23 protein-coding genes are annotated in these 25,072 nt (G+C 73.3%); 12 read left to right on the top strand and 11 right to left on the bottom strand.

Annotated elements, in window-relative coordinates; genetic code table 11:
* Positions 1–9: 9 nt before the first annotated feature.
* Complete coding sequence (locus tag ACPCK6_RS21535) at positions 10–972, bottom strand: type IV toxin-antitoxin system AbiEi family antitoxin domain-containing protein (protein ID WP_396882739.1); 963 nt, start codon at positions 970–972, stop codon at positions 10–12.
* A gap of 179 nt (positions 973–1,151) precedes the next feature.
* Between ACPCK6_RS21535 and dusB the strand changes: the two genes are divergently transcribed.
* Positions 1,152–2,315, top strand: coding sequence for a tRNA dihydrouridine synthase DusB (gene dusB, locus ACPCK6_RS21530; protein WP_262015172.1), 1,164 nt, complete (start codon positions 1,152–1,154; stop codon positions 2,313–2,315).
* A gap of 64 nt (positions 2,316–2,379) precedes the next feature.
* Here dusB and ACPCK6_RS21525 read toward each other — a convergent pair whose 3' ends face one another.
* Positions 2,380–3,027 carry a C39 family peptidase gene (locus ACPCK6_RS21525; RefSeq protein ID WP_423482036.1) on the bottom strand — a complete coding sequence of 216 codons (648 nt, stop codon included), beginning with the start codon at positions 3,025–3,027 and terminating at the stop codon, positions 2,380–2,382.
* Positions 3,028–3,711: 684 nt separating this feature from the next.
* Entirely contained in the window at positions 3,712–5,748 is a 2,037-nt protein-coding gene (locus ACPCK6_RS21520; RefSeq protein ID WP_423482035.1) for a family 20 glycosylhydrolase, read from the bottom strand.
* A gap of 310 nt (positions 5,749–6,058) precedes the next feature.
* Here ACPCK6_RS21520 and ppdK point away from each other — a divergent pair, with 310 nt between their 5' ends.
* From ppdK to ACPCK6_RS21470, 10 genes are all read left to right on the top strand, one after another.
* Positions 6,059–8,794, top strand: a complete 2,736-nt coding sequence (ppdK, locus tag ACPCK6_RS21515) for a pyruvate, phosphate dikinase (protein ID WP_423482034.1) — start codon at positions 6,059–6,061, stop codon at positions 8,792–8,794.
* Between the two features lie 115 nt (positions 8,795–8,909).
* Positions 8,910–9,263, top strand: coding sequence for a VOC family protein (locus ACPCK6_RS21510; RefSeq protein WP_262015175.1), 354 nt, complete (start codon positions 8,910–8,912; stop codon positions 9,261–9,263).
* Between the two features lie 49 nt (positions 9,264–9,312).
* Complete coding sequence (locus ACPCK6_RS21505; RefSeq protein ID WP_423482033.1) at positions 9,313–10,542, top strand: deoxyguanosinetriphosphate triphosphohydrolase; 1,230 nt, start codon at positions 9,313–9,315, stop codon at positions 10,540–10,542.
* A gap of 38 nt (positions 10,543–10,580) precedes the next feature.
* Positions 10,581–11,417, top strand: coding sequence for a siderophore-interacting protein (locus ACPCK6_RS21500; protein ID WP_396882732.1), 837 nt, complete (start codon positions 10,581–10,583; stop codon positions 11,415–11,417).
* 60 nt (positions 11,418–11,477) lie between these two features.
* Positions 11,478–13,109: a BCCT family transporter gene (locus ACPCK6_RS21495; RefSeq protein WP_423482032.1), complete on the top strand. Its 1,632-nt coding sequence runs from the start codon at positions 11,478–11,480 to the stop codon at positions 13,107–13,109.
* A gap of 44 nt (positions 13,110–13,153) precedes the next feature.
* Positions 13,154–14,128 carry an ABC transporter ATP-binding protein gene (locus tag ACPCK6_RS21490; protein ID WP_194802318.1) on the top strand — a complete coding sequence of 325 codons (975 nt, stop codon included), beginning with the start codon at positions 13,154–13,156 and terminating at the stop codon, positions 14,126–14,128.
* A complete protein-coding gene (locus ACPCK6_RS21485; protein WP_018787372.1) occupies positions 14,125–14,976 on the top strand; it encodes an ABC transporter permease in 852 nt (283 codons plus the stop codon). Before ACPCK6_RS21490 ends, ACPCK6_RS21485 begins: the two co-directional genes overlap by 4 nt.
* Positions 14,977–14,986: 10 nt before the next feature.
* Positions 14,987–15,232, top strand: coding sequence for a helix-turn-helix transcriptional regulator (locus ACPCK6_RS21480; RefSeq protein ID WP_013287928.1), 246 nt, complete (start codon positions 14,987–14,989; stop codon positions 15,230–15,232).
* Between the two features lie 72 nt (positions 15,233–15,304).
* Positions 15,305–17,200 (top strand): DNA primase, encoded by a 1,896-nt coding sequence (gene dnaG / locus ACPCK6_RS21475; RefSeq protein WP_423482031.1) that lies wholly within the window; start codon positions 15,305–15,307, stop codon positions 17,198–17,200.
* Complete coding sequence (locus ACPCK6_RS21470) at positions 17,200–17,742, top strand: hypothetical protein (protein ID WP_396882729.1); 543 nt, start codon at positions 17,200–17,202, stop codon at positions 17,740–17,742. The genes dnaG and ACPCK6_RS21470 overlap by 1 nt, the downstream gene beginning before the upstream one ends.
* A gap of 3 nt (positions 17,743–17,745) precedes the next feature.
* Here ACPCK6_RS21470 and ACPCK6_RS21465 read toward each other — a convergent pair whose 3' ends face one another.
* From ACPCK6_RS21465 to ACPCK6_RS21445, 5 genes are read right to left on the bottom strand one after another with little or no spacing between them, the layout of a single operon-like run.
* Positions 17,746–18,120 (bottom strand): type II toxin-antitoxin system VapC family toxin, encoded by a 375-nt coding sequence (locus ACPCK6_RS21465; RefSeq protein ID WP_396882728.1) that lies wholly within the window; start codon positions 18,118–18,120, stop codon positions 17,746–17,748.
* Positions 18,117–18,371, bottom strand: coding sequence for a type II toxin-antitoxin system Phd/YefM family antitoxin (locus ACPCK6_RS21460; protein WP_013287924.1), 255 nt, complete (start codon positions 18,369–18,371; stop codon positions 18,117–18,119). Before ACPCK6_RS21460 ends, ACPCK6_RS21465 begins: the two co-directional genes overlap by 4 nt.
* Positions 18,372–18,404: 33 nt before the next feature.
* The gene (locus ACPCK6_RS21455; protein ID WP_071098090.1) at positions 18,405–18,962 is read right to left on the bottom strand and encodes a TetR/AcrR family transcriptional regulator; all 558 of its coding nucleotides are present in this window, start codon (positions 18,960–18,962) and stop codon (positions 18,405–18,407) included.
* Positions 18,959–19,750, bottom strand: a complete 792-nt coding sequence (locus ACPCK6_RS21450; RefSeq protein WP_423482030.1) for an ABC transporter permease — start codon at positions 19,748–19,750, stop codon at positions 18,959–18,961. Before ACPCK6_RS21450 ends, ACPCK6_RS21455 begins: the two co-directional genes overlap by 4 nt.
* Before the next feature lie 36 nt (positions 19,751–19,786).
* The gene (locus tag ACPCK6_RS21445) at positions 19,787–20,710 is read right to left on the bottom strand and encodes an ABC transporter ATP-binding protein (RefSeq protein WP_423482029.1); all 924 of its coding nucleotides are present in this window, start codon (positions 20,708–20,710) and stop codon (positions 19,787–19,789) included.
* A 78-nt stretch (positions 20,711–20,788) separates the two neighbouring features.
* On the opposite strand from ACPCK6_RS21445, the gene ACPCK6_RS21440 reads away from it, so the two are divergent.
* Entirely contained in the window at positions 20,789–21,328 is a 540-nt protein-coding gene (locus ACPCK6_RS21440) for a GNAT family N-acetyltransferase (RefSeq protein ID WP_396882725.1), read from the top strand.
* Between the two features lie 18 nt (positions 21,329–21,346).
* Here the strand turns inward: ACPCK6_RS21440 and ACPCK6_RS21435 are convergent, their stop codons facing one another.
* Genes ACPCK6_RS21435 through ACPCK6_RS21425 form a run of 3 tightly spaced genes read right to left on the bottom strand, consistent with a single transcriptional unit; the run spans position 21,347 to position 25,037 of the window.
* Positions 21,347–22,315: a TAXI family TRAP transporter solute-binding subunit gene (locus tag ACPCK6_RS21435; protein ID WP_355508439.1), complete on the bottom strand. Its 969-nt coding sequence runs from the start codon at positions 22,313–22,315 to the stop codon at positions 21,347–21,349.
* On the bottom strand, positions 22,312–22,704 hold the full coding sequence (locus ACPCK6_RS21430) for a roadblock/LC7 domain-containing protein (protein WP_194802308.1): 393 nt from the start codon (positions 22,702–22,704) through the stop codon (positions 22,312–22,314). The genes ACPCK6_RS21435 and ACPCK6_RS21430 overlap by 4 nt, the downstream gene beginning before the upstream one ends.
* The gene (locus ACPCK6_RS21425) at positions 22,701–25,037 is read right to left on the bottom strand and encodes a sensor histidine kinase (RefSeq protein ID WP_423482028.1); all 2,337 of its coding nucleotides are present in this window, start codon (positions 25,035–25,037) and stop codon (positions 22,701–22,703) included. Before ACPCK6_RS21425 ends, ACPCK6_RS21430 begins: the two co-directional genes overlap by 4 nt.
* Positions 25,038–25,072 lie beyond the last annotated feature (35 nt).

Below are 25,072 nucleotides of genomic sequence, written 5' to 3'. Positions count from 1 at the left end.
TAACACCCCTCATCCGGGGGAGATCGGCTCCGCCCGTACGCCGGTCGCGGCACCCATCCCGCGCCGCGCCGCGTACGCGTCCTCCACCGTGCGCCGCACGCGGCCCGGCTCCCGGCGGATCTGCGCCGGCGTGAAGTGCAGGATGAGCACCCCGTGCCGGCTCAGCTCGTTGTGCCGGTCCAGCGTCCGCGCCCAGTCGGCCGGGCTGAGGTGGTACTCCCGCGAGTCGACCTCCAGCGCCACCGCGCAGTCGGCGAGGTAGCCGTCCGGCGTCGGCAGCCGCGCGCCGTCGGCCGCCGACAGCCGCGGGTTCCACAGGATGTCGCCGAGCACGCGGCTGCTACCCAGGCACTCCCGCAGCTCCGTCTCAGGCGCCGAGCGGACCCCGTCGGTGATCTCCGCGAACGCCTTCCGGATCAGCGCGGTGCGGCTGCGCCGGGCCCGGCGGATCTCCGCGTCCAGGCTGGCCAGGTCGGTGAAGCCGCGCTGCACGGCCTCGGCCACCGTCGCCCGTACCGGCCGCAGCTCGCGCAGGTCGCGGGCGGCGTCCACCACCGCCCGGGCCGGCGAGCACACCGGGTACAGCGCGGTCCGCCGGGCCCGCGGATCAAGCTCCAGGGCCCGCGCGATCACCGCGTGACCGGCCGAGCGGCGCCGCACGTGGTGCGGCAGGATCAGGTGTACGTCAGCAGTGCGCGGGCTGTGCCGGAAGCCGTACCAGACCAGGGCGGCCAGGCCGGTGAGCTGCGCGTCGGCACCCGCGTAGAGCGCCGCCGAGATGCGTCGTTGCTCGTCGGTGAGGGTGCCGGTGACGAGCGCGTACGTGGCCGGCAGCACGCGCTGCCACAGGCCGCGCCGGGTCTGCCGGTACAGGTACATGTCGTCGTATCCGACGCCCAGCAGCTGCGTCCGCGTGACGATCTGCTGCTGGCGCTCGGCCAGGTCGCTGAGTTCGGGTGGCTGTTCGCGCATGCCCGGCAGCGTGCGGGCTCGACCGCTGCTCCTCCCGCCCGTCCGTCCGGCCTGTGGACAGCCGTCCCGGTTGTGGAGAACGCCCGCCGGGCTGGCCGGCTGTGATATGCGCCCCTGTTAACAAGGGGCCCCTGCTCTACCGGAGACGTTAAGAAGGGGCCCTTCCTTACACTTGTGCGGTGACTGCGCCGACCCTGCCCGCGTTGACCATCGGCCCGCACCGGGTGTGGCCGCCGGTGGTGCTCGCGCCGATGGCCGGGATCACCAACGTCGGCTTCCGCCGGCTCTGCCGTGAGCAGGGCGGCGGCATCTACGTGTGCGAGATGATCACCACCCGTGCCCTCGTCGAGCGGAACCCGAAGACGCTGCGCATGATCGCCTTCGGTGCCGAGGAGCACCCCCGCAGCCTCCAGCTCTACGGCACCGACCCGGAGATCACCGCCGCCGCCGTACGGATCGTGGTCGAGCGCGACCTGGCCGACCACATCGACCTCAACTTCGGCTGCCCGGTGCCCAAGGTGACCCGCAAGGGCGGCGGCTCGGCCCTGCCGTGGCGCCGCCGGCTGTTCGCCCGGCTGGTCAAGGCCGCGGTGGACGCCGCGTCACCCGCCGGGGTGCCGGTCACCGTCAAGATGCGCAAGGGCATCGACGACGACCACCTGACGTACGTCGAGGCGGGGCTGGCGGCCCAGGACGCGGGCGTCGCGGCGGTCGCCCTGCACGGGCGTACGGCCGCGCAGCGCTACTCCGGCACCGCCGACTGGGACGCGATCGCCACCCTCAAGTCGGCGCTCGACGTGCCGGTGCTCGGCAACGGCGACATCTGGGAGGCCGACGACGCGCTGCGGATGGTCGCGCACACCGGCGTCGACGGCGTGGTGATCGGGCGCGGCTGCCTGGGCCGGCCGTGGCTGTTCGCCGACCTGGAGGCCGCGTTCAACGGGAGCGCCGAGCGGCGGCTGCCGAGCCTCGGCGAGGTGGCGGTGACCATGCGGCGGCACGCCGAGCTGCTGGTGGAGCAGTTCGTGGCGGGCGCGCGCAACCCGGCCCGGGGCGAGCGGGACGGCTGCACCGACTTCCGCAAGCACGTCGCCTGGTACCTGAAGGGCTTCCCGATCGGCAGCGAACTGCGCCGTTCGCTCGCCATGATCGAGAGCCTGGCGCAGCTCGACGACCTGCTCGGCAAGCTCGACCCGGCCGTACCGTTCCCGGTGGAGAACCTCGGCCAGCCGCGCGGCCGCACCAACTCCCCGGGCAAGGTCTTCCTGCCGGACGGCTGGCTGGCCAGCCGCGACGACGACACCCCGCCCGACGGTGCCGAGCTGGACGACTCCGGCGGCTGACCCCGGATACGCCGAAGGGCCCGACCCCCGTTCCGGGGTCGGGCCCTTCGGCATTGTCACTCGGTCAGGAGCTGTAGCCGCGGCTGGCGATCCAGTGCGCCAGGGCGTCCACGTCCATGCGGTACGAGGCCTGGTTCGGGTTGGCCGAGTCGGCGATCGTCACGACCTTCCCGCCGTCGCGGTAGCCGACCACGCTGATGTAGTGGCCACCCTCGAACGAGTGGGTGTTGCCGTCGGTGTCGGTCGCGGTGCCGGCGATGTTCGCCACCACGGCCCGGCCGTCGTCCACCGTACGCACCACGTCGGCGCGCAGCTTCTCCACCTTGTCACCGGCCTTGTCCACCGGGATCTCGGTCGACTTGTAGACGTCCTTACCGGTCTCCTTGTTCAGCACCGGCGTGATGTCGTTGATGGAGTTGGTGCCGTCCTCGGTGGTGCCCATCTCCTCGGCCATCGCGTGCACGTCGATGTTCTTGCCCTGCACGCTCAGCGCGTTCCGGGCCGCGGCCGGGCCACAGAAGTAGAAGTTGGGCTGCGCCTCGTAGCGCACGTCCAGCTCCCGCTCGCCGTGCTTGCGGTCGGTGGTGACCTGGGCGGCGGCGCGCTCGGCCGGGGTGGCCTGGGCGGCGATGGCGGGGCCGGCGATGCCACCAGCGGTGGCGACGACACCAGCAGCGGTCAGTACGGTCTTGCGCAGCAGAGTGGTAGCCATGATCAGTTGCCTCTCTGTCGGGGGTACGCGGCGATGGGGGATGCCGCGAATAAAGATCAGGTGGCCCGGTATGTGCGTCGGGCCGGTGGCTCGCCCGGGCGGCCAGGGGGATGGCCCGCTCCGGCGGCTCGGGGATGTAACGACTGGGGGTCCGGGGTCATTCCCGGGGGCGCTGCCCGGCGGTGGGGCCGGCTCGACAGGCGCTGTCGGCCTGCTCGGCGGCCCGGTGATGTAACGACCGGCGTCCCGGCCTGATTCCCGGCCCGATAGGGCGGGCGGTCGGCGGGTGCGGCGCGGTCTGCCATGTACAACGCCCCGCACCCACCCCCGATTCCACCCCACCGGTGACCCCGACCACCCCGAATCCGGACACCGACCCCCCCCACCCCGTTGATCAAGGAGTTTGTGTCCGTCTGAGGCCGTGCGCCGGACCCGAACTCCTTGATCACCGGTCCGGTGGGAGGGGGAGTGAGTCGCCTTGGTGCCCAATGTCGGTTCTGGGCGGGTGAGCTTCGAGATCTTGGTAGATCGGCGCCCCTCTGGGGGTCGTTCCGTACCAAGATCTCGGGACGAAGGCGTCGATCATGAAGTTGACGGCGCCTTGTGTCCGGTTTGTCGCCGTCAACTTCATGATCGACCGTGTTCGGCGTCCGCGGGGTGACGCGGGTGGGTGCCTCCGCGCGGTCAGGGGGTGGTGGGGGAGGGGTGGGGAGTGGGCTGGGTGGGGATCTGGGGTGTGGAGGAGGGCCAGGGAATGTCGGGGGACTGGTGGAAGGTGATGCCGGCGGTGGACCAGCGCGGGCCGTGGCCGGCGAGCCGGCTGCGGAACCGGGACCAGTCGTGGGTCTCGCGGGGTGACCAGCCCAGCTCGGCGACGGCGGGCAGGCGCGGGAAGAGCATGAACTCGACCTCGGCCAGCGTGGTGACCGACTCGGTCCACAGCGGGGCCTCCACCCCCAGCACCGCCTCGGCCGGTACGCCCCGCACGTGAGTGGCCGGATCCCACTCGTACGCCCGGCGCACGTCGATCAGGCCCGCCCAGTCGTGTCCGATCGGGGTGTCCGGGGCGTACTTCATGTCCAGGTACGCGTGGTTGCCGGGGGAGAGGATCAGCCGGGCGCCCCGGCGTACCGCGTCGGCGGTCTCCGGGTCGTCCCCGTTCGTACCCCACCACTGCAGGACGCGCCCGTCGACGTGTTCGGCCGGGGCGAGCTGGTGCCAGCCGACGACGGTCTTGCCGGTGGCGGCGACCAGCCGCTGCGCCCGCGCCACGAACGCGCGGTAGCTGTCGGCCGGCACCTTGAACGCCTCGTCGCCGCCCAGGTGCAGCCACGGCCCGGGCGTCAGCGCGGCCACCTCGCCGACCACGTCCGCGACGAAGGCGTACGTCCGCTCGTCGGCGGGGTCGACGAAGCTGAACCCGACCTCGGTGCCGGTGTACGGCGGCGGCGCGACCTTGCCGGGCGCCAGTTCGGGGTACGCGACGAGCGCCGCGTTGGTGTGGCCCGGCAGGTCGATCTCAGGCACCACTGTGACGTGGCGGCGGGCGGCGTACGCGACGATGCGGCGGTAGTCGTCGCGGGTGTACCAGCCGCCCGGGCCGCCGCCGACCGCTGTCGTGCCGCCGACCTCGGCGAGCCGGGGCCAGGAGTCGACGGCGATCCGCCAGCCCTGGTCGTCGGTGAGGTGCAGGTGCAGGTGGTTGAGCTTGTAGCGGGCCAGGTGGTCGATCACCCGCAGTACGTCCTCGACCGGGAAGAAGTGGCGGGCGACGTCGAGCATGGCGCCCCGGTAGGGGAAGCGGGGCCGGTCGACGATCGTGCCGCCGGGGATCGCCCAGCGCGCGGCGACAGCGGCCGGGTTCTCGATCGGCGCGGGTAGCAGCTGACGCAGCGTCTGCGCGCCGTGGAACAGCCCGGCCGGGCCGGCGGCGGTGATCCGCACGCCGTCGGCGGTCACGTCGAGGCGGTAGCCCTCGTCCCCGAGCCGCACGCCGCCCGACCCGCCGGACTCGTCCGATCCGCCGGGCCCGCCCGATCCGCCGGGCCCGCCCGAGCCGCCGGGCCCGCCCGAGCCGCCGGGCCCGCCCGAGCCGCCGGGCCCGCCCGAGCCGCCGGGCCCGCCCGGCCCGCCGAAGCTGCCGGACCGGCTGGAGCCGCTGGAGCCGCTGGAGCCGTCCGACGCGCCGGCCCCGGTGGACGCCGCCGCGGACAGCGTGAGCGTCAGCGGGCCGTCGTCGGTGGTGTCGGTGACCGGGAGCGGGAAGCCGGTGGCCGGGCGCAGCCAGCCGGCGAGCTGTTCGGCCACGTCCCGCCCGGCGGGGCTGACCCGCAGCACCGCGTCCGCGCTCAGCGTGAAGTCACCCGTCGGATCGGGGCGCACCTGCTCGGGCGCCGGCACCACGTCGTCGAGCCTGATTGCCGCCGGTCCGGCGAGCACCCCGGCGGCCCGGCCCGCGGCGACCCGGGCCAGCTCGGCGGAGGACGCCGCCACACCCGGCAGGCCGTCCGCGGGCGCCGCCACGCCGGGCAGGCCGTCGGCGCGCGCCGCCACGCCGGGCAGGCCGTCGGCCGAGGAGGCCGCCACGCCGGGCAGGCCGTGGGCGGACGCCACCGCGCCGGGCGAGGCCGCATCCGGCGGCGGCAGGTCGGCGGAAGGGCTGGTGGGAGGGGTGTCGGACGGCTCCGGCCCGATCTGCGGGGCGGCGGGGTTTGTCGGCACGGCGACGGCTCCGAGGGTGTATTCGCGCGGGATATGGCAAAGGTCAGGTTCCGCGAGATGCAGTGACGTCAAGAGTACGAGGGGAATCGGAATTGCGTGATCGTGCTCGTGGAAGCGTTCCCAAAAACCCGTACGAACGCGGATTGTGGTGACTGTTGTGCCGAAAGTCACCGAACGCTCCCAGGTTTCTCGAAGTTCGCCTAGCCTTCGGCCCACCGACGCTGACAAGCCGGGATTGCCGGTGGTCACTACCGGGGTATGTCCGAACTGAACCTTCGTTAAGTGTCAATGGCGCGCGTGGGAGGCTCTGGTGGCAGCGCACGATCCGGTCGAGCAGAAGTACGTCTACGACTTCGCCGAGGGCAACAAGGATCTCAAGGATCTGCTCGGCGGCAAGGGGGCCAACCTGGCCGAGATGACGAATCTCGGCCTGCCGGTTCCGCCCGGCTTCACGATCAGCACGGAGGCCTGCAAGGCGTACCTGACGACCGGGCGCGAGCCGGACGGCCTGGCCGCGCAGATCGAGGCGCACCTGGAGTCCCTGGAGCGCGAGATGGGCCGGCGCCTCGGCGACCCGGACGACCCGCTGCTGGTCTCGGTACGCTCCGGCGCCAAGTTCTCCATGCCGGGCATGATGGAGACCGTCCTCAACGTCGGCCTCAACGACCGCAGCGTCGAAGGACTCGCACGACAGGCGGGCGGCAGCGCTGACCGGGCCGCCTCCGGCGGCGCAGACAGGTTCGCCTGGGACTCCTACCGCCGGCTGATCCAGATGTTCGGCAAGACCGTCTGCGAGGTGCCGGGCGAGGAGTTCGAGCACGCGCTCGACGAGATCAAGCGCGCCAAGGGTACGCACAACGACCTCGACCTGGACGCCGACGACCTGCGCGGGCTGGTCGACGCGTACAAGAAGATCTTCGCCAAGCACACCGGCCGCGAGTTCCCGCAGGAGCCGCGCGAGCAGCTCGACCTCGCCATCCGCGCGGTCTTCGACTCGTGGAACGCGGAGCGGGCGATCCTCTACCGCCGCCAGGAGCGCATCCCGGCCGACCTGGGCACCGCCGTCAACGTGGTGGCGATGGTCTTCGGCAACCTCGGTCCGGACTCCGGTACCGGTGTGGCGTTCACCCGCGACCCGGGCAGCGGCGCGCAGGGCATCTACGGCGACTACCTCGCCAACGCCCAGGGCGAGGACGTGGTCGCCGGCATCCGCAACACCGTGCCGTTGCAGGAGCTGGAGCAGCTCGACAAGACCTCCTACGACCAGCTGCTCGGCATCATGGCCCGGCTGGAGGAGCACTACAAGGACCTCTGCGACATCGAGTTCACCATCGAGCGCGGCAAGCTCTGGATGCTGCAGACCCGCGTCGGCAAGCGCACCGCCGCCGCCGCGTTCGTCATCGCCGGGCAGCTCGTCGACGAGGGCCTGATCGACCTGGACGAGGCGCTGCACCGGGTCAACGGCGCGCAGCTCGCCCAGCTGATGTTCCCGCGCTTCCAGCTCGACCACGAGTTCGAGGCGGTCGCCAAGGGCATCGGCGCCTCCCCGGGTGCGGCGTCCGGCAAGGTCGTCTTCACCTCGGCCCGGGCGGTCGAGCTGGCCGCCGAGGGGGAGTCGGTGATCCTGGTCCGCCGGGAGACCAACCCGGACGACCTCAACGGCATGATCGCCGCCAAGGGCATCCTGACCTCCCGGGGCGGCAAGACCAGCCACGCCGCCGTGGTGGCCCGCGGCATGGGCAAGACCTGCGTCTCCGGCGCCGACGAGCTGGACGTGAACGTGCCGGCGAAGAAGTTCACTGTGGGCGGCCACGTGGTGAACGAGGGCGACGTGGTCTCGATCGACGGCACCACCGGCAAGGTCTACCTCGGCGAGGTGCCGGTCATGCCGTCCGAGGTGGTGCAGTACTTCGAGGGCGAACTCGACCCGGAGAACACCGACGACGCGCTGGTCCGCTCCGTACACCGGATCATGACGCACGCCGACGCCGCGCGGCGGCTGCGGGTCCGCACGAACGCCGACACCGGCGCGGACGCGGCCCGGGCCCGGCGCTTCGGCGCCGAGGGCATCGGCCTGTGCCGCACCGAGCACATGTTCCTCGGCGACCGCCGCGAGCTGGTCGAGCGGCTCATCCTGGCCTCCGGCGAGCGGGAGCGGGAGGACGCGCTCGCGGCGCTGCTGCCGTTGCAGCGGGCCGACTTCATCGAGATCTTCCGGGAGATGGACGGCCTGCCGGTGACCGTGCGGCTGATCGACCCGCCGCTGCACGAGTTCCTGCCTCCGCTGGAGCAGCTCGCGGTGAACGTCGCGGTCGCGCAGGAGCGCGGCGAGGACGTCGCGAAGGAGGAGGCGCTGCTCGCCGCCGTGCGGCGGATGCACGAGGAGAACCCGATGCTGGGCCTGCGCGGCGTCCGGCTCGGCCTGGTCATCCCGGGCCTGTTCGCCATGCAGGTCCGCGCTATCGCCGAGGCCGCCGTGGCTGTCGTCCGCGACGGCGGCAAGGCCTGCCCGGAGATCATGGTGCCGCTCGTCGGGGCCGTGCAGGAGCTGGAGACGGTACGCGCCGAGGCCGAGCGGATCATCGCCGACGTGGTCGGGGACAGCGGCGTCGAGGTGCTGATCGGCACGATGATCGAGGTGCCCCGGGCGGCGCTGACCGCCGGGCAGATCGCCGAGGCGGCCGAGTTCTTCTCCTTCGGCACCAACGACCTGACCCAGATGGGCTGGGGCTTCTCCCGCGACGACGTGGAGGGCGCGTTCTTCTGGCGGTACCTGGAGCTGGGCATCTTCGGCATCTCGCCGTTCGAGTCGATCGACACCGACGGTGTCGGCCGGCTGGTGCGCATCGCCGCCGAGGAGGGCCGGGCGGCCCGCCCGGGGCTGAAGCTCGGGGTCTGCGGCGAGCACGGGGGCGACCCGGACTCGGTGCACTTCTTCCACGAAGTCGGGCTCGACTACGTCTCCTGCTCGCCGTTCCGGGTGCCGGTGGCCCGGCTGGAGGCAGGGCGCGCGTCGATCACCACCACCGGTTCGGACTCCCGCTGACGCGGCGCGGGGCCGCCGGTGCTCGCCGGCGGCCCCGCGTACGCCCAGCGCGCCTTTCCGGCCTCCTCGGCGTAACCTGAGCTTCCGCCACGTGTCGATCAGGAGGGGTGGCCGCATGACCGCCGTCTGGGAGAACCTGACCATCGACGCCCGGGACCCGTCCCGGCTCGCCAGTTGGTGGGCGGAGGCCCTCGGCTATCAGGTGATCACCGACAAGCCGGACGAGGTGGAGATCCGCCGGACCCCCGACACGACGCCCGGTCTCGTCTTCGTCCCGGTCGCCGGGCCGAAGGAGGGGAAGAACCGGCTGCACATCGACCTGCGCCCGGCCGACATGGAGGCCGAGGTGGAGCGTCTCGTCGACATGGGCGCCCGGCACGTCGACATCGGCCAGGGAGACGTGGAGTGGACGGTGCTCGCCGACCCGGAGGGCAACGAGTTCTGCGTTCTCCGGGAGCGCGAGGAGTGAGCCGGTTTTGCGAGCCCCGCAGTCGCGACCACCTGCCAGTCCGGGGGAAGTGAGCGGCGACGCGGCGCGGCTGGTCGACGAGGCGCCGAAGGACACCGGGTACGGCCGGTCGCCGTTCGAGCGGGACCGCGCCCGCGTGCTGCACTCGGCGGCGTTCCGCCGGCTCGCCGCGAAGACACAGGTGCACACCGCCGGCACGAACGACTTCCTGCGTACCCGGCTGACCCACTCGCTGGAGGTCGCGCAGATCGCCCGCGAGATGGGCGCCCGGCTGGGCTGCGACCCGGACGTGGTGGACACCGCCGGGCTGGCCCACGACCTGGGTCACCCGCCGTTCGGGCACAACGGCGAGTACGCGCTGGACGAGCTGGCCGCCGCCTGCGGCGGTTTCGAGGGCAACGCGCAGACGCTGCGGGTGCTCACCCGGCTGGAGGCCAAGGTGTTCACCCCGGACGGGCGTTCGGCGGGGCTGAACCTGACCCGGGCCGCGCTGGACGCGGTGAGCAAGTACCCGTGGCCGCGCCGGCCCGGTGAGCGCAAGTTCGGCGTGTACGCCGACGACCACCAGGTCTTCGACTGGCTGCGTGAGGGCGCACCGCCCGGCGCGCGGCGCTGCCTGGAGGCCCAGGTGATGGACTGGGCCGACGACGTGGCGTACTCGGTGCACGACGTCGAGGACGGCATCCACGGCGGGTACGTCGACCTGCGCCCGCTGCTGGCCGACGCGGACGAGCGGCGGGCGCTCTGCGCCGACGTGGCCGCCACCTACTCGGGTGAGGCGCCGGAGGACCTGGGCGAGGTGCTCGCCGACCTGCTGGCCGATCCGGTGCTCGCGCCGCTGGCCGCGTACGACGGCAGCCACCGCGCGCTCGCCGCGTTGAAGGCCACCACGAGCGTGCTCACCGGCCGGTTCGTCGCCGGTGTGGTGGCCGCCACCGAGCAGCGCCACGGTCCCGGCCCGCACCGCCGGTACGAGGCCGACCTGGTGGTGCCGCGCCGGATCCGGGCGCAGTGTGCGCTGCTCAAGGGCATCGCCCTGCGGTACGTGATGCGCCGCCCCGGTGCCGAGGACCGCTACGGGCGGCAGCGCGACGTGCTGGCCGGGCTGGTCGCGGCGCTGCGGGACCGGGCGCCGGACGCGCTCGACCCGGTGTTCGCGCCGCTGTGGCGGGAGGCGGCGGACGACGCCGCGCGGCTGCGCGTGGTGATCGACCAGGTCGCCTCGCTCACCGATCCGGCCGCGCTGGCCTGGCACGCCCGTCTGGTGTCGCCGAGCTGACCGGATCGCCCTGCGGAGCTTAGGCTAGCCTAAGTGGCATGACGGATCGTCCGAAGAAGCTCACCGCCGCCACGGTCGTCCGGACCACGCGGCCCACCCCGCACCTGATCCGCCTCGTGCTGGGCGGTCCGGAGCTGGCCGGGCTGCCGGTGGGGGCGTACACCGACCACTACGTGAAGTTCGTCTTCCCGCCGGCCGGGGTGACCTACCCGTACCCGGTCGACCTGGCGACGATCAAGCGGGAGTTCCCGGCGGAGCAGTGGCCGCGCCTGCGCGCGTACACCGTGCGGGCCTGGGACGCCGCGGCGGGTGAGATGACGGTGGACGTGGTGCACCACGGCGACGAGGGCCTGGCCGGGCCGTGGGCGGCGGCGCTGCGCCCGGGCGACCGGGTGCTGTTCGCCGGGCCGGGCGGCGCGTACGCGCCGGACCCGGCCGCCGACTGGCACCTGCTGGCGGGCGACGAGAGCGCGCTGCCGGCCATCGCCGCCGCCCTGGAGCGGCTGCCCGCGGGCGCGGCCGCGAAGGTGTACGTCGAGGTCGGCGGCCCGGCCGACGAGCTGCCCCTGGCCGGCGCGGGCGCGGTCGAGGTGCGCTGGCTGCACCGTGACGGGCGCCCGTACGGCGTGCCGCTGGTCGAGGCGGTCCGGGCGCTGGAGTTCCCGCCCGGCCGGGTGCACGCGTTCGTGCACGGTGAGGCCGGCGCGGTGAAGGAGCTGCGGCGGCTGCTGCGCGTCGAGCGTGGCGTGCCGCGGGGTGACCTGTCCATCTCCGGCTACTGGCGGCGCGGCATGGACGACGAGGGCTGGCGGTCCACCAAGCCGGCCTGGAACGCCGAGGTCGAGGCCGAGGAGGCCACCGCCACCGCCGCCTGACCCGGTACGGGGTGGGGCGTTTCGTCCCACCCCGGCGTCCGCTCCGCCCAGGATGGGGCCATGGCGGAAGATGTGGGGGAGCGGACCGGGACGCAGCCGGCCGACCGGGTGGTGCTCGGGCTCGGCGTGGCCGGCGTGCTGGCCGTGGTGGCCTGGGGCGTGTTCGCGCGTGGTTCCCTGGCGTCGTTCGGCGCGGCCGGGCTGAGTTGGACGATCGGCACGTTCGGCTGGTTCTTCGTGGTCGCGGCGGACGCCTTCCTGGTGCTGGCGGTGGTCGTGGCCGCCTCCCGGTTCGGCCGGATCCGGCTCGGCGCCGACGACGACGAGCCGGAGTTCAACGCGCTGGCCTGGGTCGCCATGATGTTCAGCGCCGGCATGGGCATCGGCCTGGTGTTCTTCGCCGTCGCCGAGCCGATCCAGCACTACGCGACGCCGCCTCCCGCCTCCGGCGTCGCGCCGCAGACCGGCGCCGCCGCCGCGACGGCCATGCAGTACACGCTCTTCCACTGGACGCTGCACCCGTGGGGCATCTATGCGATCGCGGCGCTGGCCCTGGCGTACTCGGCCTTCCGCAAGGGGCGGGGCAACCGCATCTCGGCCGCGTTCGCGCCGCTGCTCGGCGCCCGGGCCGACGGCCCGCTCGGTCGCGCGATCGACCTGCTCGCCGTCTTCGCCACCGTGTTCGGCTCCGCGACCAGTCTGGGGCTGGGCGCGCTCCAGGTGGCGGCCGGCCTGGACCTGGTGGCCGGCGTGCCGGACGGCCGGGCCGTCGAGCTGACGATCATCGGCGCCCTCACGCTCGCCTTCGTCGTGTCCGCCTTCTCCGGCCTGCACCGGGGCGTCAAGTGGCTGTCCACCACGAACGTGCTGATCGCCGTCGTGCTGATGCTGTTCGTGTTCGTCGTCGGTCCGACCGTCTACACGCTGGAGGTGCTGCCGGCCTCGGTCGGCGACTACCTGAGCGGCCTGGTGCGCATGTCGACGCGTACCGGGGCGTTCTCCGATCCGGCCTGGCTGGGCTCGTGGACGATCTTCTACTGGGCGTGGTGGATCTCCTGGGCGCCGTTCGTGGGCACGTTCATCGCCCGCATCTCGCGCGGCCGCACGGTCCGCCAGTTCCTGATCGGGGTGCTGCTGATACCCAGCGGCGCGAGCACCGTCTGGTTCGCGGTGATGGGCGGGACCGCCCTGCGTACGCAGACCACTGGCACCCGCGATCTGGTGGCGGACGTGGACGCCGGGTCCGAGCAGGCGCTGTTCGGGCTGCTCGACGCGCTGCCGCTGGCCACGCTGACGAGCGTGCTCGCCATGGTGCTGATCGGTCTCTACTTCGTCACCAGCGCGGACTCGGCGTCGCTGGTGCTCGGCTCGCTCAGCTCGCGCGGCGCGCTGCGGCCACATCGCGGGGTGGTGGTGCTCTGGGGCGTGCTGATCGGCGCGGTCGCGGCGGCGTTGCTGCTGGCCGGAGGGCTGGCCGCGCTGCAACAGGCGACCATCCTGGTCGCGCTGCCGTTCGTCGTGGTGATGCTGGGCCTGGCCGTCGCGGTGCTCCGCGAGATGGCCGCCGATCCGATGCTGCGTGCCGGGCCCCGGCCCCGCCGCTCCGGCCTGGCCGCCGCGGTGAACGCGGCCCGGTCGTACGAGGAGGAGCCGGCCCCCGTCACGCGCTGGTTCCATCGCCGTCGGCCGTGAGCGGGGGTACCTCGGTTTGTAGTAGTGATGCTACATTTCGAGGTATGACTGCGGTCGAACTTCCCGGGGCCGTCGCGTCCCCCCGACCGCCCGACGAGGATCTCGTCCTCGACGTGCGGGATCTGCGTATGCGCTACGGCGCCGTCGACGTGCTGCACGGCGTCGACCTGACCGCCCGGCGGGGCGAGGTGGTGGCGCTGCTCGGGCCCAACGGCGCCGGCAAGACCACCACCATCGAGATCCTCGAAGGCTTCCGGCTGCCCTCGGCCGGCACGGTGCGCGTGCTCGGCACCGACCCGGCCCGGGGCGACGAACGGTGGCGCGCACGGCTCGGCGTGGTGCTCCAGTCCTGGCGCGACCACGGCAAGTGGCGGGTGCGGGAACTGCTCGCCCACCTCGGCGACTTCTACGCGCCGTACGCCACCGACCGGATCCCGCGCCCGTGGCCGGTCGACGAGCTGCTGGAGACGGTGGGCCTGGCCGCGCACGCCGGCAGCCGGGTGTCCCGGCTCTCCGGTGGTCAGCGCCGCCGGCTCGACGTCGCTGTCGGCATCGTCGGCCGCCCGGAACTGCTGTTCCTGGACGAGCCCACCGTCGGCTTCGACCCGGCCGCCCGGCGCGAGTTCCACGAGCTGGTGCACCGCCTGGCCGACCTGGACGAGACCACCATCGTGCTGACCACGCACGACCTGGCCGAGGCGGAGAAGCTGGCCGACCGCATCCTCATCCTGGCCGGCGGCCGGATCATCGCCGAGGGGTCGCCCGACCAGCTCGCCCGGCGTGTCGCGGGGGACGCCGAGGTGCGCTGGACCCGCGACGGCGAGCGGTACGTGCACGCCACCGCCGACGCCACCGCCTTCCTGCGCGACCTGCTCCGTGAGCACGGCGACCGGATACGCGAGCTGGAGGTGCGCCGGGCCAGCCTGGAGGACGCGTACCTGGCGCTGGTGCACGAGGAGGAGACCGGCATCCGTACCGGCCGGGCCGAGCGGGTGTGGCAGCAGGAGGCGAACCGATGAACCCGACCACCAACGCGCTCCGGGCCGGGCTGCGGCGCGGCGCTATCGAGCTGCGCGCGACGTTCACCAACGGCCAGGATCTCTGGACCTACTTCTTCCCCACGGTGGTGCTGCTGATCGCCGTGTTCTGGATGCGCGGCTCGACGGTCCCCGGCACGGACTTCTCCCTCGGCGCCCGTACGCTGCCCAGCGCGCTCGGCATGGGCCTGCTCTTCGGCGGCCTGCTCGGGCTGGCCAACCAGCTCGTCATCGATCGGGAGGACGGCACGCTGCTGCGCGCCAAGGCCATCCCGGACGGCATGCTCGGCTACCTGGTCGGCAAGATCGTGCTGGTCTCGGCGGTCGCGCTGATCGGCGTGGTCATCCAGCTCACGCCCGGGCTGTTCTTCCTCGACGGGCTGCGGCTCGGCGACCCCGGCGCCTGGCTGACACTGGCCTGGGTGGTGCCGCTCGGGCTGGTGGCGACGCTGCCGCTGGGCGCGGTGATCGGCTCGCTGGTGGAGAACCCGCGCAACATGGGCCTGGTGGTGATGCCGATCTTCGGTCTCATCGCGCTGTCCGGCATCTTCTACCCGATCAACGGCCTGCCCGGCTGGCTCCAGGGCGTCGCCCAGGTCTTCCCGCTCTACTGGCTAGGCTTGGGCATGCGCTCGGCGCTGCTCCCCGGCGACCTCGCTGCCGTCGAACTCGGCGGCTCCTGGCGGCACCTGGAGACGGTCGGCGTGCTCGGCGCCTGGGCGGTGCTCGGGCTCGTGCTGGCCCCGGTGGTGCTGCGCCGGATGGCCCGCCGGGAGTCCGGCTCGCGGGTCGCGGCCCGGCGGGAGCGGGCCATGCAGCGGGTCGGATGAGAGGGCGTCGATGAGCGAGACCGTGCACAACCGCATCGCGGTGCTGCGCGCCGAACGGGGCATCTCCCGCCGGCAACTGGCCGACGCGCTCGGTGTGCACTACCAGACCGTCGGTTACCTGGAACGCGGCGAGTTCCGGCCCAGCCTGCACCTGGCGCTGCGCATCGCCGCGTACTTCGAGGTGCCGGTCGAGGTGGTCTTCTCCATCGAGCCGTTCCCGCGCATCGGCGACCCCGCGGCGGCCCGCTCGGCCTGAGCCGGCGGGACGGGCGTGGCCGGCCACACGCCCGTCCCCCCGGCCGCCGGAACGTCGGTCGGGCAGGGCAGGATGTACGCCGAGGGGGTGGCGGTCATGGCGGGGCGGATCCGGGACGAGGACATCGCGCTGGTCCGCGAGCGCACCGCCATCGCGGAAGTGATCTCCGAGGTGGTGACGCTCAAGTCGGCGGGCGGCGGCAACCTCAAGGGGCTCTGCCCGTTCCACGACGAGAAGAGCCCGTCGTTCAACGTCTCGCCCGCCCGCAACGTGTTCTACTGCTTCGGCTGCGGGGTCGGCGGCGACGCGATCAAGTTCCTGATGGACGCCGAGCACCTCAGCTTCGTCGAGTCCGTCGAGCGGCTGGCCGCTCGCGCCGGCATCCAGTTGCGCTACGTCGAGGACGACAGGTCCGCGCCGCGTCCCCGCCCGCAGCAGGGGCAGCGGCAGCGTCTGGTGGCCGCGCACGCCGCCGCCGTCGACTTCTACCGGGCCCAGCTCACCACCGCCGGCGCCCGTCCGGCCCGCGAGTTCCTCGCGGGGCGCGGCTTCGACCGGGCCGCCGCCGAGCGGTACGCCTGCGGCTTCGCCCCCGACGGGTGGGACCTGCTCACCAAGCACCTGCGTCAGCAGGGCTTCACCCACGACGAGCTGGTCACCGCCGGGCTGTCCCGCCCGGCCCGTTCCGGTTCGCTGATCGACAGGTTCCGCCGCCGCCTGATGTGGCCGATCCGGGACATCACCGGCGACGTGATCGGCTTCGGCGCCCGCAAGCTCTTCGACGACGACGACGGCCCGAAATACCTCAACACCCCCGAGACGCCGATCTACAAGAAGTCGCACGTGCTCTACGGCATCGACCAGGCCAAGCGGGAGATCGCCAAGCAGGGCAAGGTGGTGGTGGTCGAGGGCTACACCGACGTGATGGCCTGCCACCTGGCCGACGTGCCGACGGCGGTGGCGACCTGCGGCACGGCGTTCGGCGGCGACCACATCTCGGTGCTGCGCCGGGTGCTGTTCGACAGCGACGAGCGGGCCGGGGAGATCATCTTCACCTTCGACGGCGACGCCGCCGGGCAGAAGGCCGCGCTGCGCGCCTTCGAGGACGACCAGCGCTTCGTCGGGCGTACCTTCATCGCGGTCAGCCCCGACAACATGGACCCGTGCGATCTGCGCCTGGCAAAGGGCGACCTGGCCGTACGCGACCTGGTGGCCCGCCGCGAGCCGCTCGTCGACTTCGCGCTCCGGCACGTGATCAACCGGTTCGACCTGGACACCGTCGACGGCCGGGTCGAGGCCATGCGCCGCGCCGCGCCGCTCGTGGCGAAGATCAAGGACCGGGAGAAGCGCCCGGAGTACGTGCGCAAACTCGCCGGCGACCTCGGCATGGAGATCGAGCCGGTGCAGCGCGCGGTTCTCGCAGCCGCGAACGGGCAACCGGGGCCCGGTGCGCCCGCCGCACCCGGGCGCCCCCGCCCGAACGCGCCCACAGTGGACAGCCCTCGCTCCATGGTGGAGCGTGAGGCGCTGAAGCTGGCGTTGCAGGAGCCGGTCCTGGCCGGCCCGATGTTCGACGCGGTCGAGGCGACCGACTACCAGCACCCGGTGCACCTCGCGGTGCGCGCCGCCGTGGCGGCGGCCGGCGGGGCGTCCGGCGCCACCGGCGGCGCGGTCTGGATCGAGCGGGTCCGCGACGCCTGCGACGACCTGGCCGGGCAGGCGCTGATCGGTGAGCTGGCGGTGGAGCCGTTGCGCATCGACGGCGAGCCCGACCCGCGGTACGTCTCGATCACCATGGCCCGGCTCCAGTGGAGTTCGGTCACCGGCCGCATCCGCGACCTGAAGTCGAAGATCCAGCGAGTCAACCCGGTGAGCAACAAGGACGAGTACTTCGCCCTGTTCGGGGAACTGCTCTCGCTGGAACAGCACGCACGGGCACTGCGCGAGCAGGCCGCCGGAGGTTTGTGATGGGTCTGTTCAACCGCCGGCCGAAGCTGCCCTCGGCCGACCGCCCGCCGCTGGTCGCCGACGAGCGGGTGCTCGCCTGGGCCGCCGCCGGCACCGGCGAGGGCGGCAACGACGGCGTGCTGGTCGCCAGCAACCGTGGGCTCTGGCTGCCCGGCCGGGTGGACCGCCTCGGCTGGCACGACATCCTCAAGGCGGTCTGGTCCGGCCGCGAGCTGACGGTCACCCCGGCCGAGCCGGTCGCCGAGCACGACGGCTACCTGGTGGTGGCGGACGGCCTCCCCGAGACGTATCTGCTCGTCGACCCGGGCGACCTGCCGCACCAGGTCCGGGCCCGGGTCACCGGCTCGGTGGCGTACACCTCGCACCACGAGGTGCCCGGCGGCTCCGGGCGGATCGCGGCCCGGCGGGTGCCCGGGGTCGACGGCCTGACCTGGACGGTCCGCTACGACCCGGGGACGCCGACCGACGACCAGGCGGTGACCGACGAGACCGCCCGGCTGGTCGCGGCGGCGCGGGCCGCCACCACCCCCGCCGACGCCTGACACCTACACCGTGAGGACGTCGACCTCGTAGAGCGGGATGGAAGCGTCGCGCGTGGCCAGGGTCAGATTCTCCGTGATCGCCTGAGCCACCAGCATGCGGTCGAAGGGATCACGGTGATGCGGCGGCAGGCGGCCCGCGGTGATGGCGTGGTCGTGGGTCACCGGTAGCTCACGGAAACCCATGTCGCGTACCCGTTCGGCCAGATCGGGCGGGCCGGAGAGCTTCCCCGCCTGCTGCTTGATGGTGATCTCCCAGAGGCTGACCGGGGAGAGGAAGACATCTGGGTCGTGGCGTAGCCGGTCGAGGAACTCGACACCGAGGGTGGCGTCGCCGGTGATGGCCCAGAGCGCGACGTGGGTGTCCAGCAGCAGGGTCATGCGCCGATTCCGAAGTCGGCGGCGATCTCGGCGTTGGTCTGTGGCGAGTCCCAGTCACCGGAGAGGTCCACCTGCCCGGCGAGGGAGCCGACCGCCGTGCGGTTGGCGCGGCGCACGAGCGGCACGACCTTCGCCACGGGGGTGCCCGCCCGGTCGATGATGATCTCTTCGCCGCGTTCCACCCGCTCGATGATGCGCGACAGGTGGGTCTTGGCGTCATGCATGTTGTAGTGCACAGCCTCAGCCGACATTGCGCGACCTCCTCGGTTAGCTAAGTCCTTAGTTTAGGCACGTGGGCGGGCGCCGTCGAGGAAGAGCGCGACGATCCGGGCGGGTCCGGTCTCGTCGGTGAGGTCGGCGGCGCGGGCCAGGTGTAGGAACGCGTTCATCAGGAACTCCGGTTCGCCGGTGACGACGCCCTCGGACCGGGCGTCGGCGAAGAACCGGGTCACCGGCGCCAGCATCAGGGCGACGTAGAGGCCCGAGACGTGCTCGCTGGTCGCGGCGGAGACGAGCGGCAGCGTGTCGTAGATGCGCTGCTCGAACGTGACGGCGTCGCCGTGCTGACCGGCGGCGACGGTGGCGAGCGCGTGCAGCCGGTGCGGCACGTCGCCGGGGCCGGCCAGCGCCGCCGAGATCCGGGCGCCGACGTCCCGGATGTACCGCTCCGCCACCGCGATGTAGAGATCCTCCTTGCCGCCGGGGAAGTGGTGGTAGATGGACGGCTTCTGGATGCCGACGCTGCGGCCCACGCCGACCAGGGAGATGCCCCGGTAGCCGGTCGCCGCGAGCTGCTCGGCGAAGGCGTCCATGATCTGGGTGCGGGTGTCGGCTGGGCTCATCGGTTCTTCCTCGCGTGGTGGAGGGCGAGGGCGCAGGCCGCGGTCCCGGCGACGGCGAGGGTGACGATCGCCGCCATGCCGATCGGGGCCGCGGTGAGCGCCGCGTCGCCGCCGAGCTGGCGGGCGGTGTCGACGATATAGGTGAGCGGGTTGACCACGGCGATCACCCGCATCCAGCCGGCGAGTTCGTCGACCGGCGCGAACACGCCGGTGAAGAACGACAGGCCGAACATGGCGAGCGTGACCAGGTTGGTGGCCGACGCCGAGGCCGACCGGATCGCGAGCGCCGTGCTCAGCAGCGCGACACCGACGCCCAGGGCCAGCATCAGCAGCAGCATCCCGGCGACGCCGGACCAGCTCGCCGGCCGGTAGCCGATCGCCGCGGCCCCGGCCACTGTCACCGCCATCTGGAGGACGACGGCGATCAGCGCGGCGACGACCGGGCCGACGAGGAACGGTGTCGTGGTGCCGTGGGCGAGCCGCAGGCGGTCGAGGTATCCGCTGCTGAGGTCGCCCAGCACCAGCGTGCCGGCGGCGGCCGCGCCGGTGGCGACGCCGGTGAGCAGGATCAGCGGCAGCAGGAACGCGATGAAGCTCGTCCCGTCCAGGTAGGTGCTGCCGACGGCGTCGAGCTGCCCGGCGTAGACGAGCAGGAAGAACAGGGACTGGGCGACCGGGGCGACAAGCAGTGCGGGCGTACGGAGCACGGCGCGCGTGGAACGTCTGATCGCCGCGAGGACGACAGGGGCCGGGGAGTGGCGGGGCGGGGTGACGGCGAGCGGGAGCACGGGTTCGGGCCTTTCGGGGTGCGGTGGGATCACGCCTCAGCGGGCGGCGAGGGCGACGAAGACGTCGTCGAGGGAGGGCTCGGCGAGGTGCAGCCGGGTGATGTCGGCGGCGGCGTCTCCGGCCTCGACCAGGGCCTTCGCCAGGGCGCGCGGGTCGTCGGGAACGCTGAAGCGTACCCGGTCCGGGCGGTCGGGGTCGGCGCGGAACCCGGCCTCGGACGCGGCGGCGAACGCGGCAGCGGCGGCGGCGCCGGACAGGTCGAGCGTGAGCGTACGGGCGCCGACGCGCTGCTTGAGCGACGCCGGCGGGCCCTGGGCGACCACCCGGCCGTCCCGGAGCACCGCGATCTCGGTGGCGAGCACGTCCGCCTCGTGCAGGTCCTGGGTCGAGATGAGCAGCGACGTGCCGGCCTGGTTGAGGCGGGTCAGCTCGGTCCAGAAGTCGATGCGCGCGAGCGGGTCCAGGCCGGTGGTCGGCTCGTCCAGGATCACCACGGCGGGCTCGGCGACGAGCGCCACGGCCAGGTCGAGCTTGCGGCGGGTGCCGCCGGAGAGCGTGGCGACCCGGGCCGCGCGGTGCTCGCCCAGGCCGAACAGGTCGACCAGTTCCCGCGTACGGCGGGCCCGCCCACGGCGGCCGAGCCCGAGCGCCACGCCGTGGAAGTCGAGCACCTCGGTGGGGGTGGCCAGCGGGTCCAGGGCGTTCGACTGCGGCGCGAGGCCGATCAGGCGCCGGGCAGCCCGCGCCTGCGTGACGGTGTCGAAGCCGCCGACGCGTACCGAGCCGGACGTCGGGGTGCGCAGCGTCGCGATGATCTCCAGCAGCGTGGACTTGCCGGCGCCGTTGTGGCCGAGCACGACGAACCGGCTGCCCGGCGCGACTGTCAGGTCGAGCGCGTGCAAGGCGTCGCGCGTCCCGTAGGTCTTGGTCAGGGCTGTGGCGAGCACGAGCGGGGTCATACGCACCACTCTACCGACCGGTCGGTAGGGAGGCCAAATCCGGTTGTCGGCCCACCCGTCCGCCGTTAGCGTCGCGGCATGTTCGCCACCGACCGGGTCCGCCTGCGTACGCCCACCCCGGACGACGCACCGGACCTGTTCCGCCTGAACGCCGATCCGGAACTGCATCTGATCACCGACGACGGGCCGTTCCTGCCGCACCACGTGGGCCAGGTCCGGGCCCGGCTGGAGAAGCGCGCCGGCGAGCAGCCGGACGCCGGCGCCGCGGTGTCGCTGCTGGCCGAGACCGTCGCCGACGGGACGTTCCTCGGCACCGGTGTGCTGTGGGGGATCGACACGTTCAGCAGGCTCGCCCACCTCGGCATCACGCTGCTCCCCGAGGCGCGCGGCCAGGGATACGGGACCGAGGTGATCCGGCTGCTCTGCCGGTACGGCTTCCGCAACCGCAACCTGCGCCGGCTGGAGATCGAGACGCTCGCCGCCAACACGGCCATGCGGCGTACCGCCGAGAGATGCGGTTTCGTCCACGAGGGCACCCAGCGGGAGCGCGGGTACGACGGCGACGGCTTCGGAGACATGGTGATCTACGGCCTGCTGCGGCGCGACTGGACGCCGTGAGCAGGCGCGGTCCCGCGCTCAGCCGGTGCGGTAGAACCGCTGCGCGCCCGGATGCAACGGGATCGGGCGGGTCGCCGCGGCGCTGGACCGGTTGAAGTTCGCCGCCTCCGGGTGCACCTGGATCAACTCGCCCTGCCAGGTGAACAGCACCCGGGTCAGGTCGTACGCCAGTTGGTCCGGCATGTCCGCCCCCACCAGGATCACGTTCGCCACCGTGATGGTCGGCGTCGGCTCGGGTGTCCCGTACACCTCCTTCGGCAGCGTCGCCGTGGTGTAGACGGCGCCGAAGCGGGCGCTCAACGGCTCGATCAGCTCGTCGATCGGCAGCAGCCGGAACGTGCCCGGTGCGGACGAGAGCAGATCCTTCACACCGGGGGTGGGCAGACCGCCGGAGAAGAACATGGCGTCCAGGCCCTTCGCCCGCATCCGCTTGACCGTCTCCGGCAGCGACAGGTTGAACCGCTGGATGTCCCGGTTCGGGTCGATGCCACCGGCGGTGAGCAGGCGCCCCGCGATGATGTCGGTGCCGGACTTCGGCGAACCGGTGGAGATGCGCTTGCCGCGCAGGTCGGCGAAGCTGCGGATCTTGCCGTCGGCGCGGACGATCACGTGCGTGTAGTTGCTGTAGACCCGGGCCAGCGCCCGTACCGGCTGCGGCTGCTTGTCGAACGCCCCGCGCCCGTCGACCGCGTCCGCCGCCGTGTCGGCCAGGCTGAACGCGATCTCCATGTCGCCACTCGCCACCCGGGTGATGTTCTCCACCGACGCGCCGGTCGGCTCGGCCCGTGCCTCGTACCCGGGCAGGTGGCGGGTGATCAGGTCGGCGTACCCGCCGCCGAGCTGGTAGTAGACGCCTGTGGTGTTGCCGGTGGCCAGGAAGATCCGCCCGCCGTGCCACGCCTCGGGCGCGGAGTCCTCGGCCGCGCACCCGGCCACCAGCACCGCCGACATCAGCGCGGCGGTCAGCCGCAGCACGCGGCCGGTCATCGGCGGACCGCCGGTTCCAGCGCCTCCGCCACCCGCTGCACCAGCGTCGCCGTCTCGTAGCCGATCTGGCCCAGGTCGCAGCCGGGCGCGGCCAGCACGCCGAGCAGCGCCCGCTCACCCACCGCCATCACCAGCATCACCCCGCCGTCCATGTCCACGATCTGCTGGCGTACCCGGCCGGCGGACATCAGCCGGGCCGCGCCCACGGTCAGGCTCGCCAGCCCGCTGATCACCGCCGCGAGCTGGTCGACCTGGTCGGGGGAGAGGTCCGGCGAGGACGCCAGCCGCAACCCGTCCTCGGAGACCGCGAGCGCGTGCGAGACGTCCGGCACCTGCTCGGCGAAGTTCGCCAGCAGCCAGTCCAGTCCGGTGGTGGACGGTGAGGTCATGGTCTTCTCCCGTTGGGTGTGGTGTTCGGGGCACGGCGGGTCGCGCTGGCCACCCCCTCGGCGAGGGCGGACAGCCGGGCACGTACCACTTCGGGGTCGAGCAGGTCGGTGGCCGGCGGCGGCGCGGTGGTGTCCGGCATCGGCTCGGGCAGGTGGCCGCCCACCTGCCGCCGGGGCAGCCCGGCGGCGGTGGTCGGGACGGGCGTCGGCGGCACGCTCACCGGGCGGATCCGGGCGGTGCTCGGCGCCAGCAACGCGCCACCCGGCGTGCGGACCGCGGCGACGCCGCGCGCCGGCCCGACGGTCGTGGCGCTGGTGACGAGGCTGCGGCCGGCGGCCGGCCCGGACTTGAACCAGGCCGCGGCGCGCGGCCGCCGCTCGGCGGCCGGCCGGGACGCCACCGACTCGACCCGGGTCAGGACCGATTCCGGTACGTCGACCTGCGCCACAGTGCCGGTACCGGGGTTGTGCAACTGCACCCGGATCCCGTGCCGGGCGGCCAGGTGGGCCACCACGTGCAGGCCCATGCTGCCCGCCGCCGCGCTGGACAGCGTGGCCGGCGCGGCCAGCCGCTCGTTGATCTCGGTCAGCCGGCTCTCGCTGACGCCGATGCCCTGGTCGCGGACGCGCAGCACCAGCCCGTCGACGGTGCGCCGGCCGTCGACGAGCACCGGGGCCTCCGGTGGCGAGTAGACGGTGGCGTTCTCCAGCAGCTCGGCCAGCAGGTGCACCAGGTTGCCGGCCGCCGTGCCGTGCACCGCAGCGGTCGGCACGTCGATCTCCACCCGCGGGTAGTCCTCGATCTCGGAGGCCGCCGCCCGTACCACGTCGTCCAGCAGCAACGCGCCCTCGTGCCCGCGTCCGGGCTCGCCACCGGCGAGCACCAGCAGGTTCTCGCCGTTGCGGCGCAACCGGGCGGCGAGGTGGTCCAGCGCGAACAGCCGGGCCAGCGCGTCCGGGTCGGTCTCCTCGCGCTCGAAGTCGTCGAGCAGCCGTAGCTGCCGGGTGATGAGCGTCCGGATGCGGCGGGCCAGCGCCTCCGCCATCCGGGTCACGTCCAGCCGCAACTCGGCCTGCTGACCGGCCAGCCGCAACGCGGCCCGGTTCACCGTGTCGAACGCCTCGGCGACCTGCGCCACCTCGTCCCGGCCGCGCCTGATCCCATCGGTCATCCGGGTCGCCGGGCCCTCCGCCGGGGTCCGCTCGCCCGCCGCGATCGCGGTGATCCGTTCCGGCAGCTCCCGGTTCGCCATGGTCAGCGCGGCCACCCGCAGCCGGCGCAACCGGCGGCTCGTACGGACCGCCAGCAGCACGGCGGTGACGAGCGAGCCGAGTGCGACGGTGCTCGTCGCGCCGGCGGTCAGCACCGCACGCAACCGGGCCGCCCCGGCCAGGTCCGCCGCGTCCCGGTCCAGCCTGTCGGTCAGGTCCCGGCCGAGCAGGTTGTACCGGCGGATCGCGCCGCTCTGCGCCACGTACCAGGCGTCGCCGTCGGTCTTCACCGTGCCGGGCGCGCCGTCGGAGTCGAGCACGGCGTCACGTATCCGGCGGGCAGTGGTCACGTCGGTGCCGTCGACCAGCCGGTACCAGGCCCTGCTCGCCGGGGCGGAGGCGATCCGGAGGAACTCGGCCTGCCGCTGCTCCCGGGCACCCCGCAGCCGGCCCAGCCGGGCCAGTTCGCCACTCTGCAGTCCACCCCGGACGAACACCGCCCGCAGCAGGTCGCGCTCCAGCGCGGACAGGTGCTCCTGGGCGGCCACCGCTGCGACCTCGCGCGCCTGGTTGGCCAGCTCGGCGTCGCGGAGCTGGCTGGGCAGCGCGTCCGCGACCGCGAGCAGCGACTCCACGAGCGACACGTATGCCGGGTCACCGCGATCACCGGCCAGCGCCAGGTTCCGGGTGGGCGCGAGCTGCGCCAGGCGCCCGCCCACGTCGTCGAGCACCCCGCCCAGATCCGGCGCGGCCCGGCGCGCGTCATCCTGCGCCGAGCGGTAACGCTCCACCGCCGTGTCCACCCGGCGGCGCTGCGCGTCCACGAGCGGGCGGCCGGACGTGCCGCCGCGCTGGCGCAACGCGGCCGTCTCGCCCAGTTCGCGTTCCAGCTCGTGCACCAGCCGTACGGTCGCGGTGGCGGTGCCCGCCAGCACGCGGGCCCGGTCGGCGTCGGCGGACGCGTCGAGCGCGGCGCCGGTCTGCGTCGCCCCCAGCACGACCAGGCCGGCGGTGGCCACCAGGATCGGGGCCAGCAGTTGGACGCGGACCGAGCGGAGGCGTCCGGTGCGGTCCGCGGAGCGGTGATGCCGGCGTACGCGAGCCGGGTGGGGCAGCGGCACGGGGGTCTCCGGGTCGGGTCGGTGGGCCGGGCCCG

Source organism: Micromonospora sp. AB353 (assembly GCF_049538395.1).
GTDB classification, from domain to species: Bacteria; Actinomycetota; Actinomycetes; order Mycobacteriales; family Micromonosporaceae; genus Micromonospora; species Micromonospora aurantiaca.
The sequence above is the reverse complement of the archived record's forward strand: the minus strand, read 5'-3'. Positions and strand labels throughout refer to the sequence as shown.

Coding starts and splice junctions, on each gene's coding strand:
- ACPCK6_RS21535 (WP_396882739.1), bottom strand. CDS start 972: ATGCGCGAACAGCCACCCGAACTCAGCGACCTGGCCGAGCGCCAGCAG.
- ACPCK6_RS21445 (WP_423482029.1), bottom strand. CDS start 20,710: ATGACCCCGCTCGTGCTCGCCACAGCCCTGACCAAGACCTACGGGACG.
- ACPCK6_RS21465 (WP_396882728.1), bottom strand. CDS start 18,120: ATGACCCTGCTGCTGGACACCCACGTCGCGCTCTGGGCCATCACCGGC.
- ACPCK6_RS21435 (WP_355508439.1), bottom strand. CDS start 22,315: ATGACCGGCCGCGTGCTGCGGCTGACCGCCGCGCTGATGTCGGCGGTG.
- ACPCK6_RS21525 (WP_423482036.1), bottom strand. CDS start 3,027: ATGGCTACCACTCTGCTGCGCAAGACCGTACTGACCGCTGCTGGTGTC.
- dnaG (WP_423482031.1), top strand. CDS start 15,305: ATGTACGCCGAGGGGGTGGCGGTCATGGCGGGGCGGATCCGGGACGAG.
- ACPCK6_RS21470 (WP_396882729.1), top strand. CDS start 17,200: ATGGGTCTGTTCAACCGCCGGCCGAAGCTGCCCTCGGCCGACCGCCCG.
- ACPCK6_RS21495 (WP_423482032.1), top strand. CDS start 11,478: ATGGCGGAAGATGTGGGGGAGCGGACCGGGACGCAGCCGGCCGACCGG.
- ACPCK6_RS21510 (WP_262015175.1), top strand. CDS start 8,910: ATGACCGCCGTCTGGGAGAACCTGACCATCGACGCCCGGGACCCGTCC.
- ACPCK6_RS21485 (WP_018787372.1), top strand. CDS start 14,125: ATGAACCCGACCACCAACGCGCTCCGGGCCGGGCTGCGGCGCGGCGCT.
- ACPCK6_RS21460 (WP_013287924.1), bottom strand. CDS start 18,371: ATGTCGGCTGAGGCTGTGCACTACAACATGCATGACGCCAAGACCCAC.
- ACPCK6_RS21490 (WP_194802318.1), top strand. CDS start 13,154: ATGACTGCGGTCGAACTTCCCGGGGCCGTCGCGTCCCCCCGACCGCCC.
- ACPCK6_RS21480 (WP_013287928.1), top strand. CDS start 14,987: ATGAGCGAGACCGTGCACAACCGCATCGCGGTGCTGCGCGCCGAACGG.
- ACPCK6_RS21430 (WP_194802308.1), bottom strand. CDS start 22,704: ATGACCTCACCGTCCACCACCGGACTGGACTGGCTGCTGGCGAACTTC.
- ACPCK6_RS21440 (WP_396882725.1), top strand. CDS start 20,789: ATGTTCGCCACCGACCGGGTCCGCCTGCGTACGCCCACCCCGGACGAC.
- ACPCK6_RS21455 (WP_071098090.1), bottom strand. CDS start 18,962: ATGAGCCCAGCCGACACCCGCACCCAGATCATGGACGCCTTCGCCGAG.
- ACPCK6_RS21500 (WP_396882732.1), top strand. CDS start 10,581: ATGACGGATCGTCCGAAGAAGCTCACCGCCGCCACGGTCGTCCGGACC.